This is a genomic window from Kitasatospora sp. NPDC057512 (assembly GCF_042802135.1).
In the GTDB taxonomy this organism is placed as follows: Bacteria; Actinomycetota; Actinomycetes; order Streptomycetales; family Streptomycetaceae; genus Kitasatospora.
This window is the reverse complement of the sequence record NZ_JBHVET010000104.1, coordinates 1-16,142: the sequence shown is the minus strand read 5'-3', so window position 1 is coordinate 16,142 and position 16,142 is coordinate 1. Positions and strand designations below refer to the sequence as shown.

Below are 16,142 nucleotides of genomic sequence, written 5' to 3'. Positions count from 1 at the left end.
GGCCAGAGCAACGACCACGTCCGGCAGCTCGGCGAGCAGCTGGTCCGCAAGGGCTTCGGCGGCTCGTACAGCGTCGGCCCGGGACCGCGCTGGACGGAGAGCGACCGCCGGGCCGTCCAGGCCTTCCAACAGGCCCAGGGCTGGCGCGGCGCCGAGGCCGACGGCTACCCGGGCCCCGACACCTGGCGCCGGCTCTTCTCCTGACGCCCCCTCCGAGGCGCGGTGCCCACCCGGGCGCCGCGCCTCAGCGCTTCCCCGACATCCAGTGGAACAGGCCCATCCCGACGCTGGTCGCCAGGTTGAAGCTGGACACCCCGGGCTGCATCGGCACCGCCACCAACCGGTCGGCGCGGGCCCTGAGTTCCGCCGACACACCGTGCCGCTCCGTCCCGAAGGCGAGCAGCGCGTCGTCCGGGAACGGCACGTCCCGGATGTCCGCCCCCTCCGGGTCCAGCACGTACAGCGGCCCGTCCGGCAGCTCCGGCAGGGCCAGCCGCTCCACCGCGGTCGCGAAGTGCAGCCCGGCGCTCCCCCGCAGCACGTTCGGGTGCCACGGATCCAGGTCCCCGGTGGTCACCACACCGGTGGCGCCGAAGCCCGCCGCCAGCCGGATCACCGCCCCGACGTTCCCCAGGTTGCGCGGATTCTCCAACAGCACCACCGGCGCCCGGCGCGGCAGCCGGCCCAGCACCGCCCGGTTCGCCTCGACCCCGGGCCGCACGGCCAGCGCGATCACCCCGGTCGGGTGCGGCCGCGGCGCCAGCCCCCGCAGCGCCGCCTCCGGCAGCTCCACCGCGAGCCCCTCCAGCGCCGGAACGACGTCCGACGCCAGCTCACCCGCCAACGCCAGCAGCGCCCCGCGGTCCGCGGTCAGCACCCGCCGCACGTCGCCGCCGAACCGCAGTGCGTGCTTCAGCGCGTGGAAGCCGTCCAGCAGCACCGCCCCCGGCTCCCGCTCGGCCGCCCGCCAGGCCCGCACCAGCTCGTCCTCGTCCATCCTGTTCACTCCGCCATCGTCTCCCCCGGCCCCCCACCCTCCCGAGGGGCCCCCTCCGAGGAAGAGCCCCGCAGAGCCCGCTCCAAGTCCCGCAGAGCCTGCCCGACCAACCGAACCCCCGCCCGCACCACGTCCCGCTGCACCCCCGCCGGCGCCCCCGCCAACCCCTCCTCCAACCGCGCCTGCGCCTCCCGCACCGCCCCGAACTCCACCGGCTGCCCCGTCAGCAGCGCCGCCGCCGCGAGCGCCGTCGCCAGCCGCAGCTCCTCCGCGTACTCCCCCGTCCCCGGCACCGGCTCCGCGTCCGCCGCCGGCAGGTGGGCCTCCAGCAGTACGGCCGCCCGCCCGAGGGCCCCGACCGCCGCCCGGGCCCGGTCGATCTGCCGCCGGCTCACCCCGGCCAGCCCGGTCTCGTGCCGCCCCGGTTCGGCGTCGGCCCGCTGCATCGCCTGGATCAGTTCGGACCGCGCCTCCCGCGAGTCCAGCAGCGCGCTCCGCACGACCCGCCCGCGCGGCGCCGCCGGCTTCTCGTAGCAGGCGATCACCGCCCCCGCGTACCGTCCGGCGGCCGCCAGCCACTCGGCCAGCCGTTCGCCGAGCCGGGCGGTCTGCCAGGTCGGGAAGAGCGCGTACGTGACGAGCGCGATCGACCCGCCGAGCAGGGTGAGCCCGACCCGTTCGAAGGCCGTCACCAGCGGGTTGCCCTCCTGCAGCCCGAGCAGGAACACCACGTACGTGGAGATCCCGACCGTGGTGAGCGCGTACCCGGTGCGGAACGCCAGGTACGCCCCGCCGATGCAGAGCACCGCCAGCGCGGCCAGCACCCACTCCCCGGGGTGGAGCAGCTGCACCACGAGCGTCGAGACGGCGACCCCGACCACCGTCCCGGCCAGCCGGGCGACGCCCCGGCTGTAGGTCTGGGCGAAGTCCGGCCGCATCACCATCGCGGCGGTCATCGGCGCCCAGTACCCGTGGTGGAACCCGGCGAGCCGGGCCAGCAGGTAGGCGACGGTGACCACCCCGGCGAGCCGGACGGCATGCTGGAAGATCGCCGAGCGCGGGTGCAGCTGCCGCCGGACGGCCCGCGCCGCGACCGGCAGCATCCGGGCGATGGTGGGCTTGCTCAGCGCCCCGCCGGCCCCGACCACGGGCGTGGTGATGGTGTCCTCGTCGTTGCGGTCCAGGGTGTCCGCGGCCTTGCGCAGCAGCCCGCCGAGCCGCCGGGCGGAGCGCCGGGCCGCCCCCTGGAGCCGCGGCCCGTCGTCGGAGCCGACCAGGGTGAGCGAGGGCGCGGAGCGGGGGAGCCGGACCGGGTCGCCGGTGCGGATCGCCCGGGCGAGGGCGTCCATGACCTCGGCGGCGGCCGCCAGCACCTCCCGGGCCCGGTCCCGCTCGGGCCCTTCCTCGGGGGCGCCCACCTTGGGGTCGGCGAGTGCGGCGAGGGTGGGCCGGATGCGCTCGGCGATGCCGCGCAGGCCGCGCAGCTCGGGCGGCCGGTGGCGGTCCTGCCAGGGGGTGAGGGCGGCCGCGTGGCGGGCCGTCATGAACGGCTCCGGGTCCACGTGCGCGGTCGGGTCCTGCCGCAACCGCCGGGCGTAGTCGGCGAGTTCGGCGTAGGTGTCGGCGAGGGCCTGCCGCTGGGCGGTCCAGCTCCCGATCGGCCAGACGGTGATGACGGTGGCCTGGACGACCCCGCCGAGGGCGGCGACCAGCCCGTGGCTGAGCGCGGTGACGGTGCTGACCGGGAGCTGGACGACGATCAGCATCACCGAGACGGTGTTGGTGGCGACCACCCCGGCGGTGGGCCCGATCGCCCAGGCCAGCCCGGCGCCGAAGGCCCACACCGCGAGCAGCACCGGGAACAGTCCGGGGACGCCGGCGGCCAGGTAGCCGAGGAAGGTGCTGACGCCGAGTCCGGCCCCGGCCGCGACGGCGAGGCTGGCCCGGGGCCGGAAGCTGCGCTGGAAGGTCGCCGAGCCGGCGATGAACGCGCCCATCGCGGCCGAGGTGGCGAGCGCGACCCCGCCGAGCGCGAGGGTCGGGAAGAGCACCAGCGCCACCGCGACCGCCCCGCGCACCGCCCGCTTGGGGTCGGTGAGCGCCCGGTCCAGGGTGAGCCCGGTCCGCGCGGTGTCACGAAGTGCGGCGAACCAGGACATAGCGACATCCTAGGGCGCGACCTCCCAGGGCGTGACCTCCGGCCGGGCCGGGCCCGACCTCCGGCGGAGCCGCGCCGCCACCCACAGCAGAGCCCCGGTCGGCAGGAAGACCGCGTCCGCCGCGATCATCGCGAGCGAGAACACCGGCAGCCCGAGCACCACCGCGATCCCCGCGTGCTCCAGCACCATGACGGCCAGCAGGACGTTCTTGACCCGCCGGTTGACCAGCGTGAACGGGAACGCCACCTGGAGGACCACGGTGCCGTACGAGATCAGGAAGACCGGCAGCAGCGCCGAGCCGACCAGCGCGGACAGCCCCGGCCAGGGGGCGAAGTAGTCCAGGTGCAGCGGGTAGTACAGCGCGGTGCCGTCCTGCCAGCGCGAGCCCTGCACCTTGTACCAGCCGGCCGTGGCGTAGATCAGCACCACCTCGACGGCGATCACCAGCATCGCGCAGTTGTGCACCATGGTGGCCAGCGCGTCGAGCACCGCCCGCGGCTCGCCGTCCGGCCGCAGCCGGCCGAGCGTCCACCAGAGCCCGGCCACCGCCCAGAGCCCCCAGAACAGCGGCGACCAGCCGAGGTACGGGAAGGCCCGGTCGGTCCAGGTCAGGGTGTCGCCCGCGAACCCGCCGAACTGACAGGCCGCCAGGGCGGCCCCGAGCACCGCCCAGAGCACCACCCCGGTCCGCCCCGGCCGGGGCCTGCGGGCGTCCAGCGACCAGACCTCGGCGCAGCGGGTGAAGACCAGGTAGACCGCCATCAGGTGGACGACGTTGTCGCCGCCGTCGCCGAGGAAGACGTCGCGGTTCTGCAGGGACAGCACGGTGACCAGGAACAGCACCGTGCTCGCCCTGGTCCGCCAGCCCAGCAGCACGGCCAGGGCCGCCAGCACGGCCAGGTGGTAGACCAGCTCGAACCAGAGCCGCCCGCCGAACCAGGGCAGCACGGTGAACGCCCCGTTGTCGGCCAGCAGCCGTTCGGCCAGCTCCATCGACCAGGGGGACCGGTCGCCGTACAGCACCCGCCGGTGGGGCCACTCGCGCAGCAGGTAGGCCAGCCAGACCAGCCCGAAGCCGATCCGCACCACCGCGGCCTGGTGGCGGCCGAGCACCCTTCCGGTGAAGGCCTCCGCCGCCCGCCCGAGCGGCGCCCGCGGACCGCGCGCCTCCCGCGCCTCCCGCACCGCACCGGGCTCCGCCGACCGCCCGGCCCCGGCCTGCCGCGGCACACCGCCGGACGGCACCGCCGCGCCCGGCGGCAACTCCCCGTCGGGCCGGCCCGCCCGTACCGTCGCCTCGTTCATCCGAGCAGCCCCCGGTAGTCCTCGTCCGCCACCGGCCACCACGGCAGCTCCCGCACCCGGGGCGCCGCCGGCGCGGGCTCGCCGCTCCAGGACGGCGGCGGGACGGTGACCGCGGTCGAGCGGAACTGGATCTCCAGGACCCGCTCGCCGTCCGCCTCCCGGCCGATCCGCTGCAGGGCGATCCGCTTGAGGTACTGCTCGGCGAGCCGGCCGCGCGGGGAGGCCGGGCTCTCGTCCTGCGGGTTGTGCGAGCCGTCGTAGAAGTCCCAGGCCCGGCGCAGCAGGTTCTGGTCGACGTGGCTGGGCGCCGGGTTGCCCCGTATCGCGGCGATGTCCTGCGCGGTCAGCCCGATCCAGTCGTGGGTACGGGTGGCCCCGCCGGGCGCGGCGGTGCGGACCCGGGCGTCCACGCTCACGTTCTGCTGGAGCGGGTTGGGCGCGAACAGCTTCCAGTTCTGCTCGAACTCCGGGTACACCAGGCCGTCGAGCTCGTCCCGGTACTGCCGGGACACCGAGTTGGCGGGCGCGACGTGCAGGAAGACCGCGGCGAGGAACAGCCCGGTGCCGCCGGCCAGCACCGCCCCGGCGAAGCCGAGGACCAGCTGCGCGGGCCTGGACCAGGCCCGCCCCGCAGCCGGCCGGTCCGTCGTCTCGGTCATGGCCTCCCCCGACCGGTCGGCGGGCACCGCCGGCCCGGTGCCGGCGCGCTCGCGCGCGCCCATCCTGCCCTAAGGGCCGTGGGGCGGGGGCCGTCAGAGGACGAAGGCCTCCTGGCCGGTGCTGCTCACCATCGGACGGCCCGCACCCTGCCAGGCGTACATCCCGCCGTCCACGTTCACGGCCTCCCGGCCCTGCTGCACCAGGTACTGGACGACCTGCGCGGAGCGGCCGCCGACCCGGCAGAGCACGTACAGCTTCTCGTCCGGCAGCTCGCCGAGCCGGGCGATCACCTCGCCGATCGGGATGTGCAGGGCGCCGTCCACGTGGCCGGCGTCCCACTCGTCCTGCTCGCGCACGTCCAGCAGGGCGGCGTCGGCGGGCACGGCGGCGGCGTCGGCGGAGGGGATCTGCGGGAACATCGTGTGGCTCTCCTGGGATTCGATCGGGTGCGTGCCATTGTCGCCCACCGGCGCCGTGCCGTGGCCGCCGGAGGACGGGCCGTCCGCCGGGGCCGGGCCGCCGAGCAGCCGCTCCAGCTCGGCCTGCTGCCCGGCGGCCTTGGCCAGCAGCTCCTCGGCGAGCTGTTCCAGCAGCCGGTCCGGGTCCTGCGGGGCGAGGGCGAGCAGCTGACCCATCGGGGTCTGCTCCAGCCGGACCTGCTCGGCGGCGGTCTCGCCGATCTTGGCGGTCAGCCAGTCCAGCCGGCGGCGCAGCCAGTCCGAGCGGTCGGGGGAGTCGACGGCGGGCGCGGCCTCCGGCGCGGTGGACCACTCGGCGGCCAGGGCCCCCAGCGCGCCCGCGTCCCCGTACGCGTAGGCCTCGTTGACCCGGACCAGGAAGGCGGCCCGGCGCTCCTGCTCGGCCGGGTCGGTGGTCAGGTCGGGGTGGGCGCGGCGGACCAGCTCGCGGTAGATCCGCTGGGCCTCCTTGCCGGGCCGCACCCGCTCCGGCGCGGCGGGCGGCGGCGGGGCCGGCTCGCCGTCCTGGCCGGACTGCTCCCGCACCGAGTCGAACAGCGCGTCCAGGTCGGGCAGTTCGTCGACCTGCCGGCGCGCCTCGGCGGCCCGGCGCAGGTCCTCCGGCAGGCCGGTGCGGGCCGCCACGGCCTCGGCGACCAGCGCGTCCAGCTCGTCCAGCCGGGCGTAGAGCGGGCCGAGCAGCTGATGGTGGATCAGCGCGAAGTTGTCGATCTCGACCCGCAGCGTCTGGACGTCCACGTCCATGCTGAGCCAGGCCAGCTCGGCGGCGGCGACCCGCTCCTCCAGTGCCTGCTGCTCCGGGTCCGTCCAGCGGGCGGGGCTCTGCGCGCTCAACTTCTCGCCTCTGTCTCGTCCGGCCGGCGGCGTCCTGCGGACCACTCGTACGGGCGGTCCGGCCTGCCACCCTACCGCCGTGGTCGCGGGCCCCGTCCGGGTGAACCGGGGGTGCGGACCGGCGCGCGGCGCACGACACGCAACCGATCCTGAGGAATCTCCCCGTTTCGGTGTCGAGCCCGGCCCGGTCCGTGCTTCGCTGGTATCCGCACAGCGTGCCTTCCTCCGGAGAGACGGCCGCCCCGGGCGCGGCGGCCAGGCGGGAGCAGAGCGAATCCATGGTGGCCGAGTCCAACTCCACACCGCGGCCGGCGGGCGACGGAACCGCGCCGGGCGACCACCCGACGGGGGTGGCCGCCCTGGTCCGGCTCGTCCCCGTCCTGGTCGACCGGTCCGGCCGGATCGCGCAGTGGGGGCGGGCCGCCGAGGAGCTCTTCGGCCACCGCGCCGACGTCGCCCACGACCGCCCGGCCTCCGGCCTGCTGCCCGCCCTGGAGTCGCGGGTGCTCGAACGCTGCTCCGTCCGCCGCCCCTGCGACGCGTTCGACACCCTCGCCGAGCGCACCGCCGACGGCCGCCCCTGGACCGGCCGGCTGACCGTCACCGACCGCGAGGAGCACCAGCGCGACGTGCTCTGGTGGGCGTACCCGCTGCCCGGCCCGGTCGGCGGGCTGCTGGCGCTGGCCGCCGACGCCCGCCCGCTGCGCGCCGCCGGGCCGCGGCTCGCGCTCGGCGAGCGGCTGCTCCCCTTCGCCGCCGCGCCCGGGGTCCGGGGCGGCTTCCACGCCCTGACCGCCGCGCTCACCCCGGCCGGCCTGCCGGTGCCCGAGCCGCTGGCCCGGCTGCTGCCCGCCGCCCACCACACGGCGCTGCTGGCCGCGCTGGAACGGGGCGGACTGCCCGCCCTGCGGCTGGACCCGGCCACCGTGCTGCCGGTGCTGCCCGCCGACGCCCAGACCGGCAGGGCGCAGGCGGCCGCCGGCCTCGGCCGCCGCTACCCGACGCCCCAGCAGCGCGCCGCCCGGGTCGGCCCGCCGCCGCAGCCCGAGCAGGGCGCGCCCGGCCGCCGTCCGCCCGGCCCGCTGCCCGGCCAGCGCGAGACCCTGGAGCGCCCCGCCGCCCAGCCCGCGGCCCCCTCCGCCGTCCGGCCGGTGGCCGCCGTCGGCGGCGGCGCGGCGGGCGGCGCCCCGTCCGTCCCGCCCCCCGCCTCCGGCCGGGAGGTGCCCCCGCCCACCGCAGGAGCCGCAGCCATCGAGTACGCCGCCGTCGAGCCGTCCGCCACCGGCCGTCCGCCGCTGCGCACCGACCAGGCCCCGCCCGCCGCCGTCCCGGTCTCCGCCCCCGCCGGCGGCGAGGGCCCGCCCGGCCGGCTCGGCCCGTTCCTCACCAACGGGCAGGCCGGCGAGCAGCTGGCCCTGCTGAACGAGGTCGGCGGCAAGGTCGGCACCACGCTGGACCTCGGCTTCACCGCCCACGAGCTCTGCCAGGTACTGGTCCCCCGGGTCGCCGACTTCGCCTGCGTGGACCTGGTGGACGGGCTGATCTCGGACTCCGAGCTGCCGGCCGCCCGCCCGGACGACGACACCATGCTGCGCCGGGTCGCCCTGGTCCACAACGAGACCGGCGGCGTCTGGGACCACGTGCTCTCCGAGGGCTCGCTGGTCCGCATGCCCCGCCGCACCCCGCCCGGGATGGCCCTGCAGCTGAACCAGCCGGTGCTGGTCCCGGTGGTCAGCCCGGACGTCGCGGTCGACTACGCGATCGCGCTCGGCGACGCCCGGCTGACCCCGGTGGTCACCGGCCGCTCGATGCTGGTCGTCCCGCTCTCCGCCCGCGGCACCGTGCTGGGCATCCTCAAGCTGCTCCGGCTGCCGGACCGCGCGCCCTTCGACGAGAGCGACGCCGCGACCCTCAAGGAGCTGGCCGTCCGCGCCGCGCTGTCGCTGGACAACGCCCGGCTGCACCGCGCCGAGGCCAGGGTCGCCACCACCCTGCAGCGCTCGATGATCCCGACCCGCCCGCCGCAGATCCCCGGCGTGCAGATCGCCCACCGCTACCTGCCCGGCGACCCCAAGGCCGAGGTCGGCGGCGACTGGTTCGACGCGATCCAGCTGCCCGGCAGCCGGGTCGCCCTGGTGGTCGGCGACGTGATGGGCCACGGCATCCACTCCGCCGCCGCGATGGGCCGCTTCCGCACCGCGATGCAGACCCTCGCCGCCCTGGACCTGCCGCCCGGCCAGCTGCTGCGCCACCTGGACAACCTGGCCCACAAGCTCGGCGACGACCACCTCGCGACCTGCCTGTACGCGGTCTACGACCCGATCAACCGGACCTGCGAGCTGGCCAGCGCCGGCCACGTCCCGCCCGTCCTGGTGCACCCCGACGGCACCGGCGAGCTGCTGGAGATCCCGGCCGGCGCGCCGATCGGCGTCGGCGGGGTGCCGTTCGTCGCCAAGACCATCGACGTCTCGGACGGCTCGATGCTGGTGCTCTGCACCGACGGCCTGGTCGAGGTCCGGGGCGGGGACATAGGAGCCGGCCTGGCCGCGCTCTGCGGCAACCTGATCGACCCCCGGCAGAGCCCCGAGCAGGCCTGCGACGTGGTGCTGCGACGGCTGCACTCGGACGACCGCAAGGACGACGTCGCGCTGCTGGTGGCCCGCTTCGACGGGGTCGCCCCGTCCGAGGTGGCCACCTGGGACCTCACCGTGGACCACCGCGAGGTCGGCCGGGCCCGCTCGCTGGTCCGCGAGCAGCTGGCCGGCTGGCACCTGGAGGCGCTCAGCGACACCACCGAGCTGCTGGTCAGCGAGCTGGTGACGAACGCCGTCCGGGTCGCCCGGGACACCGTGAAGCTCCAGCTGATCCGGGTGGACAAACTGCTGGTCGAGGTCAGCGACGACAACCACAACCTGCCCTCGCTGGAGCCGGCCGAGCAGCTCGGCGAGACCGGCCGCGGCCTCACCCTGGTCACCAAGCTCGCCGAACACTGGGGCACCGCCCGCAAGGCGGTCGGCAAGGTGGTCTGGTTCGAGCTCCCGCTCCCGCGCGCCTGACGGCCGCGCCGACGGGCCCCGGACGCGCAACGGCCGCGCACGGGCACCCGTACGCGGCCGGCCTGAGCGCGGTCGGCGCCCGTCAGGGGATGACGGCCCCCGCCGAGGTGCGCCGCCGGGCCTCCACCGCGACCTCCCGCGAGGCGGCCGCGGCCACCGAGGCGGCGGCGCCGACCCCGGCCAGCACCCGCGGCCAGAAGTCCCCGAAGACCTCGACCGAGACGGCGATCAGCAGCGCGGTGATCACCGCGACCACGTGCTCCAGACCGGCCAGGTTCGGCAGCACGACCGCCTCGCCGATCATCACCGCCACCACCAGGCCGGCGGTGAGCCACGCCCGGCAGCGGAACGCGATGCAGATCGCCAGCGCCACCACCGCGGCCGAGGGCCCGGTGTCCCGCACGTAGGCGACCCACTTCGGGAAGCCGAACAGGTGGTGCGGCCCGATCGCCACGCCGACCCGGGCGAACAGCGTGCCCGCCAGGGTGCAGGTGTAGGCGACCACCAGGGTCATCCGCCGGCCGAGCACGATCTCGGCGATCGCGAAGACCACGAACACCTGGGCCAGCGCCCCCCAGACCGGAAGGTCCAGCGCCGGCACGTACAGCGAGAGCGGGGTCCGCAGCAGCGAGACGTCCAGCGGCAGCGCCGCCCGCACCACCCCGATGTTGTTCACGAAACGCTCGCCGCCCGGCAGGTGCTGGACGACGCTGAACAGCAGGATCAGAAACGTCGCGACGGTGGCCAGGGGAACGGCGGCGAACTTCTTTCGCACCACCGCGTCCCGGACCGTCGCGAACAGCGTTCCCCACTCGGCGACAGCGGCCGCTCCGGCGATTGCCAGCGGCCCCTTTCGCACGCCCCCCGCGTGGGTCCTGTGCATCACAACAGTTTCTCCGAATCCCCGAACGCTCTACTACTCCAACATTAGAAGCCAGTTAACAAAGCCACATCGGCACGGATGGGGAGTCGGGTCATCCTCTGGGGGGAGGCAATCCCCCCATCAGCCCCCCATTTCGACCGGCCGGTTCCCTCCGCCCCCCGACGGAGGGCTACCCCTTCCCGTCCCGGGCCGCCACTGGGACCCGGGGCGCCACCACGGCGGCCCGGGCGTGCCGGCGGCGGAACAGGGCGGGCAGGCTCGGCGCGACGATGAAACCCTCGGCGCGCGCGCTCGCGATACCGATCCGCGGAATCTCACTGCTCTTCTCGAAGAGCAGGTAGCGCGGTTCCCAGATCGGCCGGTACTTGGCATTCGCGCGGTACAGCGACTCGATCTGCCACCAGCGCGAGAAGAATCCCAGGATCGAGCGCCACAGCCGCAGCACCGGGCCGGCGCCGAGGCGCGAACCGCGCTCGAAGACGGAACGGAACATCGCGAAGTTCAGCGACACCCGCTTCAGCCCGACCTCGTCGGCGCGCTGCAGCAGCTCGATGACCATGAACTCCATCAGGCCGTTCTCGGTGTCCCGGGCCCGGCGCATCAGGTCCAGCGAGAGCCCGTCCGGGCCCCACGGCACGAAGCTCAGCAGCGCCTTGAGCTCGCCGTCCCCGTCGTGGCACTCCAGCATCACGCAGCGGCCGTCGCCCGGGTCGCCGAGCCGGCCGAGCGCCATCGAGAAGCCGCGCTCGGTCGCCCCGTCGCGCCACTCGTCGGCCTTGGCCACCAGCTCGGCCATCTCCGCCTCCGAGATGTCCTCGTGGCGGCGGATCCGCACCGTGTACCCGGCCCGCTTGACCCGGTTGTAGGCCTGCCGGACCACCCGCATCGCGCGGCCGTCCAGCGAGAACTCGTCCAGCTCGACGATCGCCTCGTCGCCCAGCTCCAGCGCGTCCAGCCCGTGCCGGGCGTAGATCACCCCGGCCTCCTCGGAGGCGCCCATCACGGCCGGCGCCCAGGCGTGCTCGCGGGCCTCGGACAGCCAGGCGTCGATCGCGCCCGGCCAGGCCTCCGGGTCGCCGATCGGGTCGCCCGAGGCGAGCGAGACCCCGCCGATCACCCGGTAGGTGACCGCCGCCTTGCCGCTGGGGGAGAAGACCACCGCCTTGTCCCGGCGCAGCGCGAAGTAGCCGAGCGAGTCCCGCTCGCCCTGCTTGTCCAGCAGGCCGCGCAGCCTGGCCTCGTCCTCGGCGGTGAGCAGCTCCTTGCCGCGCGGGCTGCGGAAGGCGACGTACAGCACCAGCAGGAAGAGCACCGCGCCCATCGCGTTGATCGCGGCGTTCACCCAGGTCGGCGCGGCGATCACCGAGCGCAGGTGCTCGGTCGGGGTGATCGTGATCATCCGGCCGACCGAGTAGCGGAACAGGTCCCAGAAGCCGGCGCCGGACAGCTCGTTGGTCAGCCAGACCAGCAGCGCGCCGACCCCGCCGCCGAAGGCCAGCCCGCCGACGAAGGTGGCCGCCGCGGTCTTCGGGTTGGAGCTGTCGCCCTTGGACGTGAACTCCTTCCGCCCGACCAGCAGCGCCAGGACGAACAGGCAGGTCAGGACGGTGGAGAAGTAGTTGAGCGGGTGCCTGTTGAAGCGCTCGTCCGGCACCAGCATGAACGCCAGGTAGAGCAGCGCGAACAGACCGCCGAGCGCCGTGTTGAAGATCCACGCGGCCCGCTTGCGCCGCCGCATCGCGATCGCGAGGAACACCGACAGCACCGCGCTGGCCAGCCCGGAGGTCATCAGGTACGGGGTGAAGTACTCACCCTCGTTGTGCTCGCTGACCTGGTTGCGGAAGGGCACCAGCAGCACCGTCGCCACGTTCAGCAGCGCGATCAGCCGCAGGTACCAGACGGAGGCCGTGGCGGCCCTCGAACGCCAGCGCCCGGGCTCGTCGACGGGCCGGGGCCCGGGCGACGTGGCGGACGGCTCCGACTTCACAGTGGACGACACAGCTCAATTCCAAACGATCAGATGGTGGGGCGCATCCGCGAACGGCCCGGCGCCGGGCGCCCGCTCGGGCCCGACGGACTGACCGGCGACCTCGCCCGGCCGACCGCCCGAAAAGGAGAAGCGGCCGGAAAAGAGTCAGCCAACTCCATGTTTCCCCACCCAGGCTGAGAATTGCGTGAACCGGGTAGCGGATTCCCACCCCCGCCGAACGGCGGGGGTGAGCGCTCCCCGCACGTTCGGCACCCCGCCCCGCCTACCCCTACCCTCGAAACGACCCACGCGGACCGCCCCGACCCGGCCGCCCGAACCGAGGAGGCACCATCACCACCACCCGCGTGCTGATCGTCGACGACGAGATCCTGGTCCGCTCCGGCCTGGGGCTGATCGTCGGCTCCGCCCCCGACCTGGAGGTGGTCGGCGACTGCTCCGGCGGGCAGGCCGAGGAGCACGTCCAGCGGCTGCGCCCGCACGTGGTGCTGCTCGACATCCGGATGCCCGACCTCGACGGCATCTCGGTGCTGCGCCGCCTGCGCGCCCTGCCCGACCCGCCCGCCGTGGCGATGCTCACCACCTTCGACACCGACGAGTACATCGGCACCGCGCTGCGGGCCGGCGCGGCCGGCTTCCTGCTCAAGGACACCGCCCCCGACCAGCTGGTGCACGCCGTCCGGGTGCTCGCGGCCGGCGGCAACATCCTCTCCCCGACCGTCACCCGCACCGTGATCGGCGGCTACGTGGACGGCGGCGGCCCGGACGCCGAGGCCACCGCGCTCGCCCGCACCCTCACCGGCCGCGAGCTGGACGTGCTCTCGCTGCTCGGCGAGGGCCTGTCCAACGCCGAGATCGCCGACCGGCTCTTCCTCGGCACCGGCACGGTCAAGGACCACATCAGCGCGATCCTCGGCAAGCTCGGCGCCGCCAACCGGGTCCAGGCCGCCGTCCTGGCCCACCGGGCCGGTCTGGTCCGGCCCAAGCCCGGCGACGGGGCATGACGACCGCCGACCAACTGCCGTCCCGACGGCTGCCGGCCTGGTGCACCGCCCCCTGGCTGATGCTGCTGCTGCCCGTCCTGTACGCCCTGCTGGACGCCGCCCTGGTGGCCCGGGAGGCCGCCTGGTGGCAGGTGGCGCTGTCCACGCTGGCCGCCGTCGCCCTGTTCTGGCGCCGCCGCTTCCCGGTGGCGGCGCTGCTCCTCACCATGCCGGGCAGCTGGGTGGACGAGATCTGGCTGGCCCCGATCACGGCCGTCTACTCGGTGGCCGCCGAGCGCCCCCGCCCCCGGGTCGTGATCCCCTGCGGCGTCCTGTTCGCGCTGGTCGAGTTCTTCCACTGGCCGCTGCCCCAGGACGTCCTCGACCTCAGCCGCGCCACCGCGCTGGACGCCATCCAGGCCGTGATGCTGGCGGCCGGCCCGACCGCCACCGGTCTGCTCGCCCGCACCCGGCGGGAGCTGGCCGCCAGGCTGGACGAGCTGACCCGCGGCCAGGAGCGGGAGAGCCGGCTGCTGGCCGAGCGGGTGCTGATCAGCGAGCGCGGCCGGCTGGCCCGGGAGATGCACGACGTGGTCTCGCACCAGGTCAGCCTGATCAGCATCCAGGCCGGCGCGCTCCAGGTGAGCAGCACCGACCCGGCCGCCGTGACCGCCGCCCGCACCATCCGCGAACTGTCCGTACGGACCCTGGACGAGCTGCGGCAGATGGTCGGGGTGCTGCGCGGCACCGGCGGGCTGCCGGACGCCCCGCTCGCCCCGCAGCCCCGGCTGGCCGACCTGCCCCGGCTGATCGAGCAGAGCGGCCTAGCCGCGGACACCGAGCTGGTGCCCGGCGACCGCCCGTGGCCGGAGGCGGTCGAGCGGGCCGCCTACCGCACCGTCCAGGAGGCGCTCACCAACATCACCAAGTACGCCCCGGAGGCGGCGGTGCACGTCCGGGTCCGGGCGAAGGGCCGCCGGCTGCGGGTCGAGGTCCGCAACGAGGCCCCGCCGGTGCGTCCGGCCGAGACCCTGCCGGGCGGCGGCCACGGCCTGGTCGGCCTGCGCGAGCGCGCCCAGCTGCTGGGCGGCACCCTCACCGCCGGGCCGACCCAGGACGGCGGCTTCGAGGTCCGCGCCGAACTCCCGGCCAGCCGCGGCTGATCCCGCCCGCACCCGATCCGGTGGAGCCGGGGAGCGGACGACGAGAAAGCCCCGCAGATCCGTAGATCTGCGGGGCTTCGCTGTGCGCGAGGGGGGAGTTGAACCCCCACGCCCTTTCGGGCACTGGAACCTGAATCCAGCGCGTCTGCCTATTCCGCCACCCGCGCATGGGTGTTGTCCTCATTGCCGACCGGTCTTCCGAACCACTCGGTACCATCGGTACTTCGCGCTTCCTGGACCGGCCTCCCTTTCGGGCGGCCCTTCCGACGTGGAAAACATTAGCACGACCTGGGGGGCTGCTCCGAATCCGTTGTCCGGGGAGGCCCACGGCACCCGAACCGATGCCCGACGCACACCCGTGCGACCGTCGGAAGGGTGCTCCGACGGGCACACCTGGCGTGCCGTACCCGACATGCGTCACCCTGTGTGTCCGAGCCCACCCCCGGGCACCACACGGTCCGGGAACCGTACGGAAGGGCCCGGCGTGGATACGATCAGTACGGAAGTACCGCAAGTAGGAGGCGCGACCGGGTCCCGGGCGGGATCCGGCCGGCAGGCAGGCGAACGAACCCTGGAAGGGGGTGCCCCATGGGAGTGCTGAAGAAGTTCGAGCAGCGGCTCGAGGGTCTCGTCAACGGCACCTTCGCCAAGGTGTTCAAGTCCGAGGTCCAGCCCGTGGAGATCGCCGGAGCGCTGCAGCGCGAGTGCGACAACAACGCGAGCATCTGGAACCGCGACCGCACCGTCGTGCCGAACGACTTCATCGTCGAGCTGAGCCCGCACGACCACGAGCGGCTGAGCCCCTACTCCGGGCAGCTCGGCACCGAGCTGGCCGGCATGGTCCGCGAGTACGCGGAGGCCCAGCGCTACACCTTCATGGGGCCGCTCCAGGTGAACCTGGAGAAGGCCGACGACCTGGACACCGGGCTGTACCGGGTGCGCAGCCGCACCCTCGCCGCCGAGGAGCCCCCGCAGCAGCAGTACGCGCCGCCGCAGCCCGGCTACGACCGTGCGCCGGCCGCCCCGGCCCCCGGCGCACCGTGGCAGCAGCCCGGCGCCGGCCAGTACAACGCGCCCCCGCCGCCGGCCGCGCCCCCCGCGATGCCCCCGGGTCCGCCCGCGCCCGCGGGCGGCAACGTCCGGGCCTTCCCCGGCGCGGGCCACGGCGGCGCCGGGACGCGCCGCTGGATCGAGGTGAACGGCGCCCGCCACCAGATCACCGGCTCGGCCTGCGTGCTCGGCCGGTCGACCGAGGCGGACGTGCGGATCGACGACCCCGGGGTCTCCCGCAAGCACGCCGAGATCCGGCCCGGCACCCCTTCGATGGTGCTCGACCTGGGGTCCACCAACGGCATCGTGGTGGACGGACAGCACACCCAGCGCGCTACGCTCCGCGACGGCTCGCGAATCGTCGTGGGCTCCACCACCATCGTCTACCGGCAGGTCGAAGGGTAGTGTCCGAATTGTTCGCGCGCCTCGCTCACCGACTGGCGGGACGGTCATGTCAGAACTGACCCTCACGGTCATGCGGCTGGGCTTCCTGGCCGTGTTGTGGCTGTTCGTCATCGTCGCGATCCAGGTGATCCGCAGCGACCTGTTCGGCACCAAGGTGAACCCGCGCCCCTCCCGTCGGGGG

12 protein-coding genes, 1 tRNA gene and 1 pseudogene are annotated in these 16,142 nt (G+C 75.0%); 6 read left to right on the top strand and 8 right to left on the bottom strand.

Annotated elements, in window-relative coordinates; translation table 11 throughout:
* Window positions 1-204 (top strand): peptidoglycan-binding protein (locus ACFU6K_RS10230; RefSeq protein ID WP_380662105.1); only part of this gene is annotated, 204 nt, incomplete at its 5' end.
* 40 nt (window positions 205-244) lie between these two features.
* Here ACFU6K_RS10230 and ACFU6K_RS10225 read toward each other — a convergent pair.
* The 5 genes from ACFU6K_RS10225 to ACFU6K_RS10205 all read right to left on the bottom strand — a co-directional run bounded on the left by ACFU6K_RS10225 (window position 245) and on the right by ACFU6K_RS10205 (window position 6,434).
* Window positions 245-997, bottom strand: a complete 753-nt coding sequence (locus ACFU6K_RS10225; protein WP_380662109.1) for a TrmH family RNA methyltransferase — start codon at window positions 995-997, stop codon at window positions 245-247.
* Between the two features lie 5 nt (window positions 998-1,002).
* The gene (locus ACFU6K_RS10220) at window positions 1,003-3,156 is read right to left on the bottom strand and encodes an FUSC family protein (RefSeq protein ID WP_380662103.1); all 2,154 of its coding nucleotides are present in this window, start codon (window positions 3,154-3,156) and stop codon (window positions 1,003-1,005) included.
* Between the two features lie 9 nt (window positions 3,157-3,165).
* The gene (locus tag ACFU6K_RS10215; RefSeq protein ID WP_380662101.1) at window positions 3,166-4,461 is read right to left on the bottom strand and encodes an HTTM domain-containing protein; all 1,296 of its coding nucleotides are present in this window, start codon (window positions 4,459-4,461) and stop codon (window positions 3,166-3,168) included.
* Window positions 4,458-5,120: a DUF5819 family protein gene (locus tag ACFU6K_RS10210; RefSeq protein WP_380662099.1), complete on the bottom strand. Its 663-nt coding sequence runs from the start codon at window positions 5,118-5,120 to the stop codon at window positions 4,458-4,460. The genes ACFU6K_RS10215 and ACFU6K_RS10210 overlap by 4 nt, the downstream gene beginning before the upstream one ends.
* A gap of 93 nt (window positions 5,121-5,213) precedes the next feature.
* A complete protein-coding gene (locus ACFU6K_RS10205; RefSeq protein WP_380662097.1) occupies window positions 5,214-6,434 on the bottom strand; it encodes a rhodanese-like domain-containing protein in 1,221 nt (406 codons plus the stop codon).
* A gap of 215 nt (window positions 6,435-6,649) precedes the next feature.
* On the opposite strand from ACFU6K_RS10205, the gene ACFU6K_RS10200 reads away from it, so the two are divergent.
* Window positions 6,650-9,490: a SpoIIE family protein phosphatase gene (locus ACFU6K_RS10200; RefSeq protein ID WP_380662095.1), complete on the top strand. Its 2,841-nt coding sequence runs from the start codon at window positions 6,650-6,652 to the stop codon at window positions 9,488-9,490.
* Window positions 9,491-9,572: 82 nt separating this feature from the next.
* On the opposite strand, the gene ACFU6K_RS10195 is transcribed toward ACFU6K_RS10200, so the two are convergent.
* Window positions 9,573-10,373, bottom strand: a complete 801-nt coding sequence (locus ACFU6K_RS10195) for a hypothetical protein (RefSeq protein ID WP_380662093.1) — start codon at window positions 10,371-10,373, stop codon at window positions 9,573-9,575.
* Window positions 10,374-10,542: 169 nt separating this feature from the next.
* Window positions 10,543-12,372 carry a phosphatidylglycerol lysyltransferase domain-containing protein gene (locus ACFU6K_RS10190; RefSeq protein ID WP_380662091.1) on the bottom strand — a complete coding sequence of 610 codons (1,830 nt, stop codon included), beginning with the start codon at window positions 12,370-12,372 and terminating at the stop codon, window positions 10,543-10,545.
* Window positions 12,373-12,713: 341 nt separating this feature from the next.
* On the opposite strand from ACFU6K_RS10190, the gene ACFU6K_RS10185 reads away from it, so the two are divergent.
* Together ACFU6K_RS10185 and ACFU6K_RS10180 are read left to right on the top strand one after the other, a co-directional pair.
* A complete protein-coding gene (locus ACFU6K_RS10185) occupies window positions 12,714-13,364 on the top strand; it encodes a response regulator (RefSeq protein WP_380662107.1) in 651 nt (216 codons plus the stop codon).
* Window positions 13,361-14,506 carry a sensor histidine kinase gene (locus ACFU6K_RS10180; RefSeq protein WP_380662089.1) on the top strand — a complete coding sequence of 382 codons (1,146 nt, stop codon included), beginning with the start codon at window positions 13,361-13,363 and terminating at the stop codon, window positions 14,504-14,506. The genes ACFU6K_RS10185 and ACFU6K_RS10180 overlap by 4 nt, the downstream gene beginning before the upstream one ends.
* An 83-nt stretch (window positions 14,507-14,589) precedes the next feature.
* On the opposite strand, the gene ACFU6K_RS10175 is transcribed toward ACFU6K_RS10180, so the two are convergent.
* Window positions 14,590-14,673 (bottom strand) — tRNA-Leu (locus ACFU6K_RS10175).
* Window positions 14,674-15,094: 421 nt separating this feature from the next.
* On the opposite strand from ACFU6K_RS10175, the gene ACFU6K_RS10170 reads away from it, so the two are divergent.
* Together ACFU6K_RS10170 and ACFU6K_RS10165 are read left to right on the top strand one after the other, a co-directional pair.
* Window positions 15,095-15,961, top strand: a complete 867-nt coding sequence (locus ACFU6K_RS10170) for an FhaA domain-containing protein (protein WP_380662087.1) — start codon at window positions 15,095-15,097, stop codon at window positions 15,959-15,961.
* A 46-nt stretch (window positions 15,962-16,007) separates the two neighbouring features.
* Window positions 16,008-16,142, top strand: a pseudogene (locus tag ACFU6K_RS10165) (FHA domain-containing protein); the annotation flags it as partial.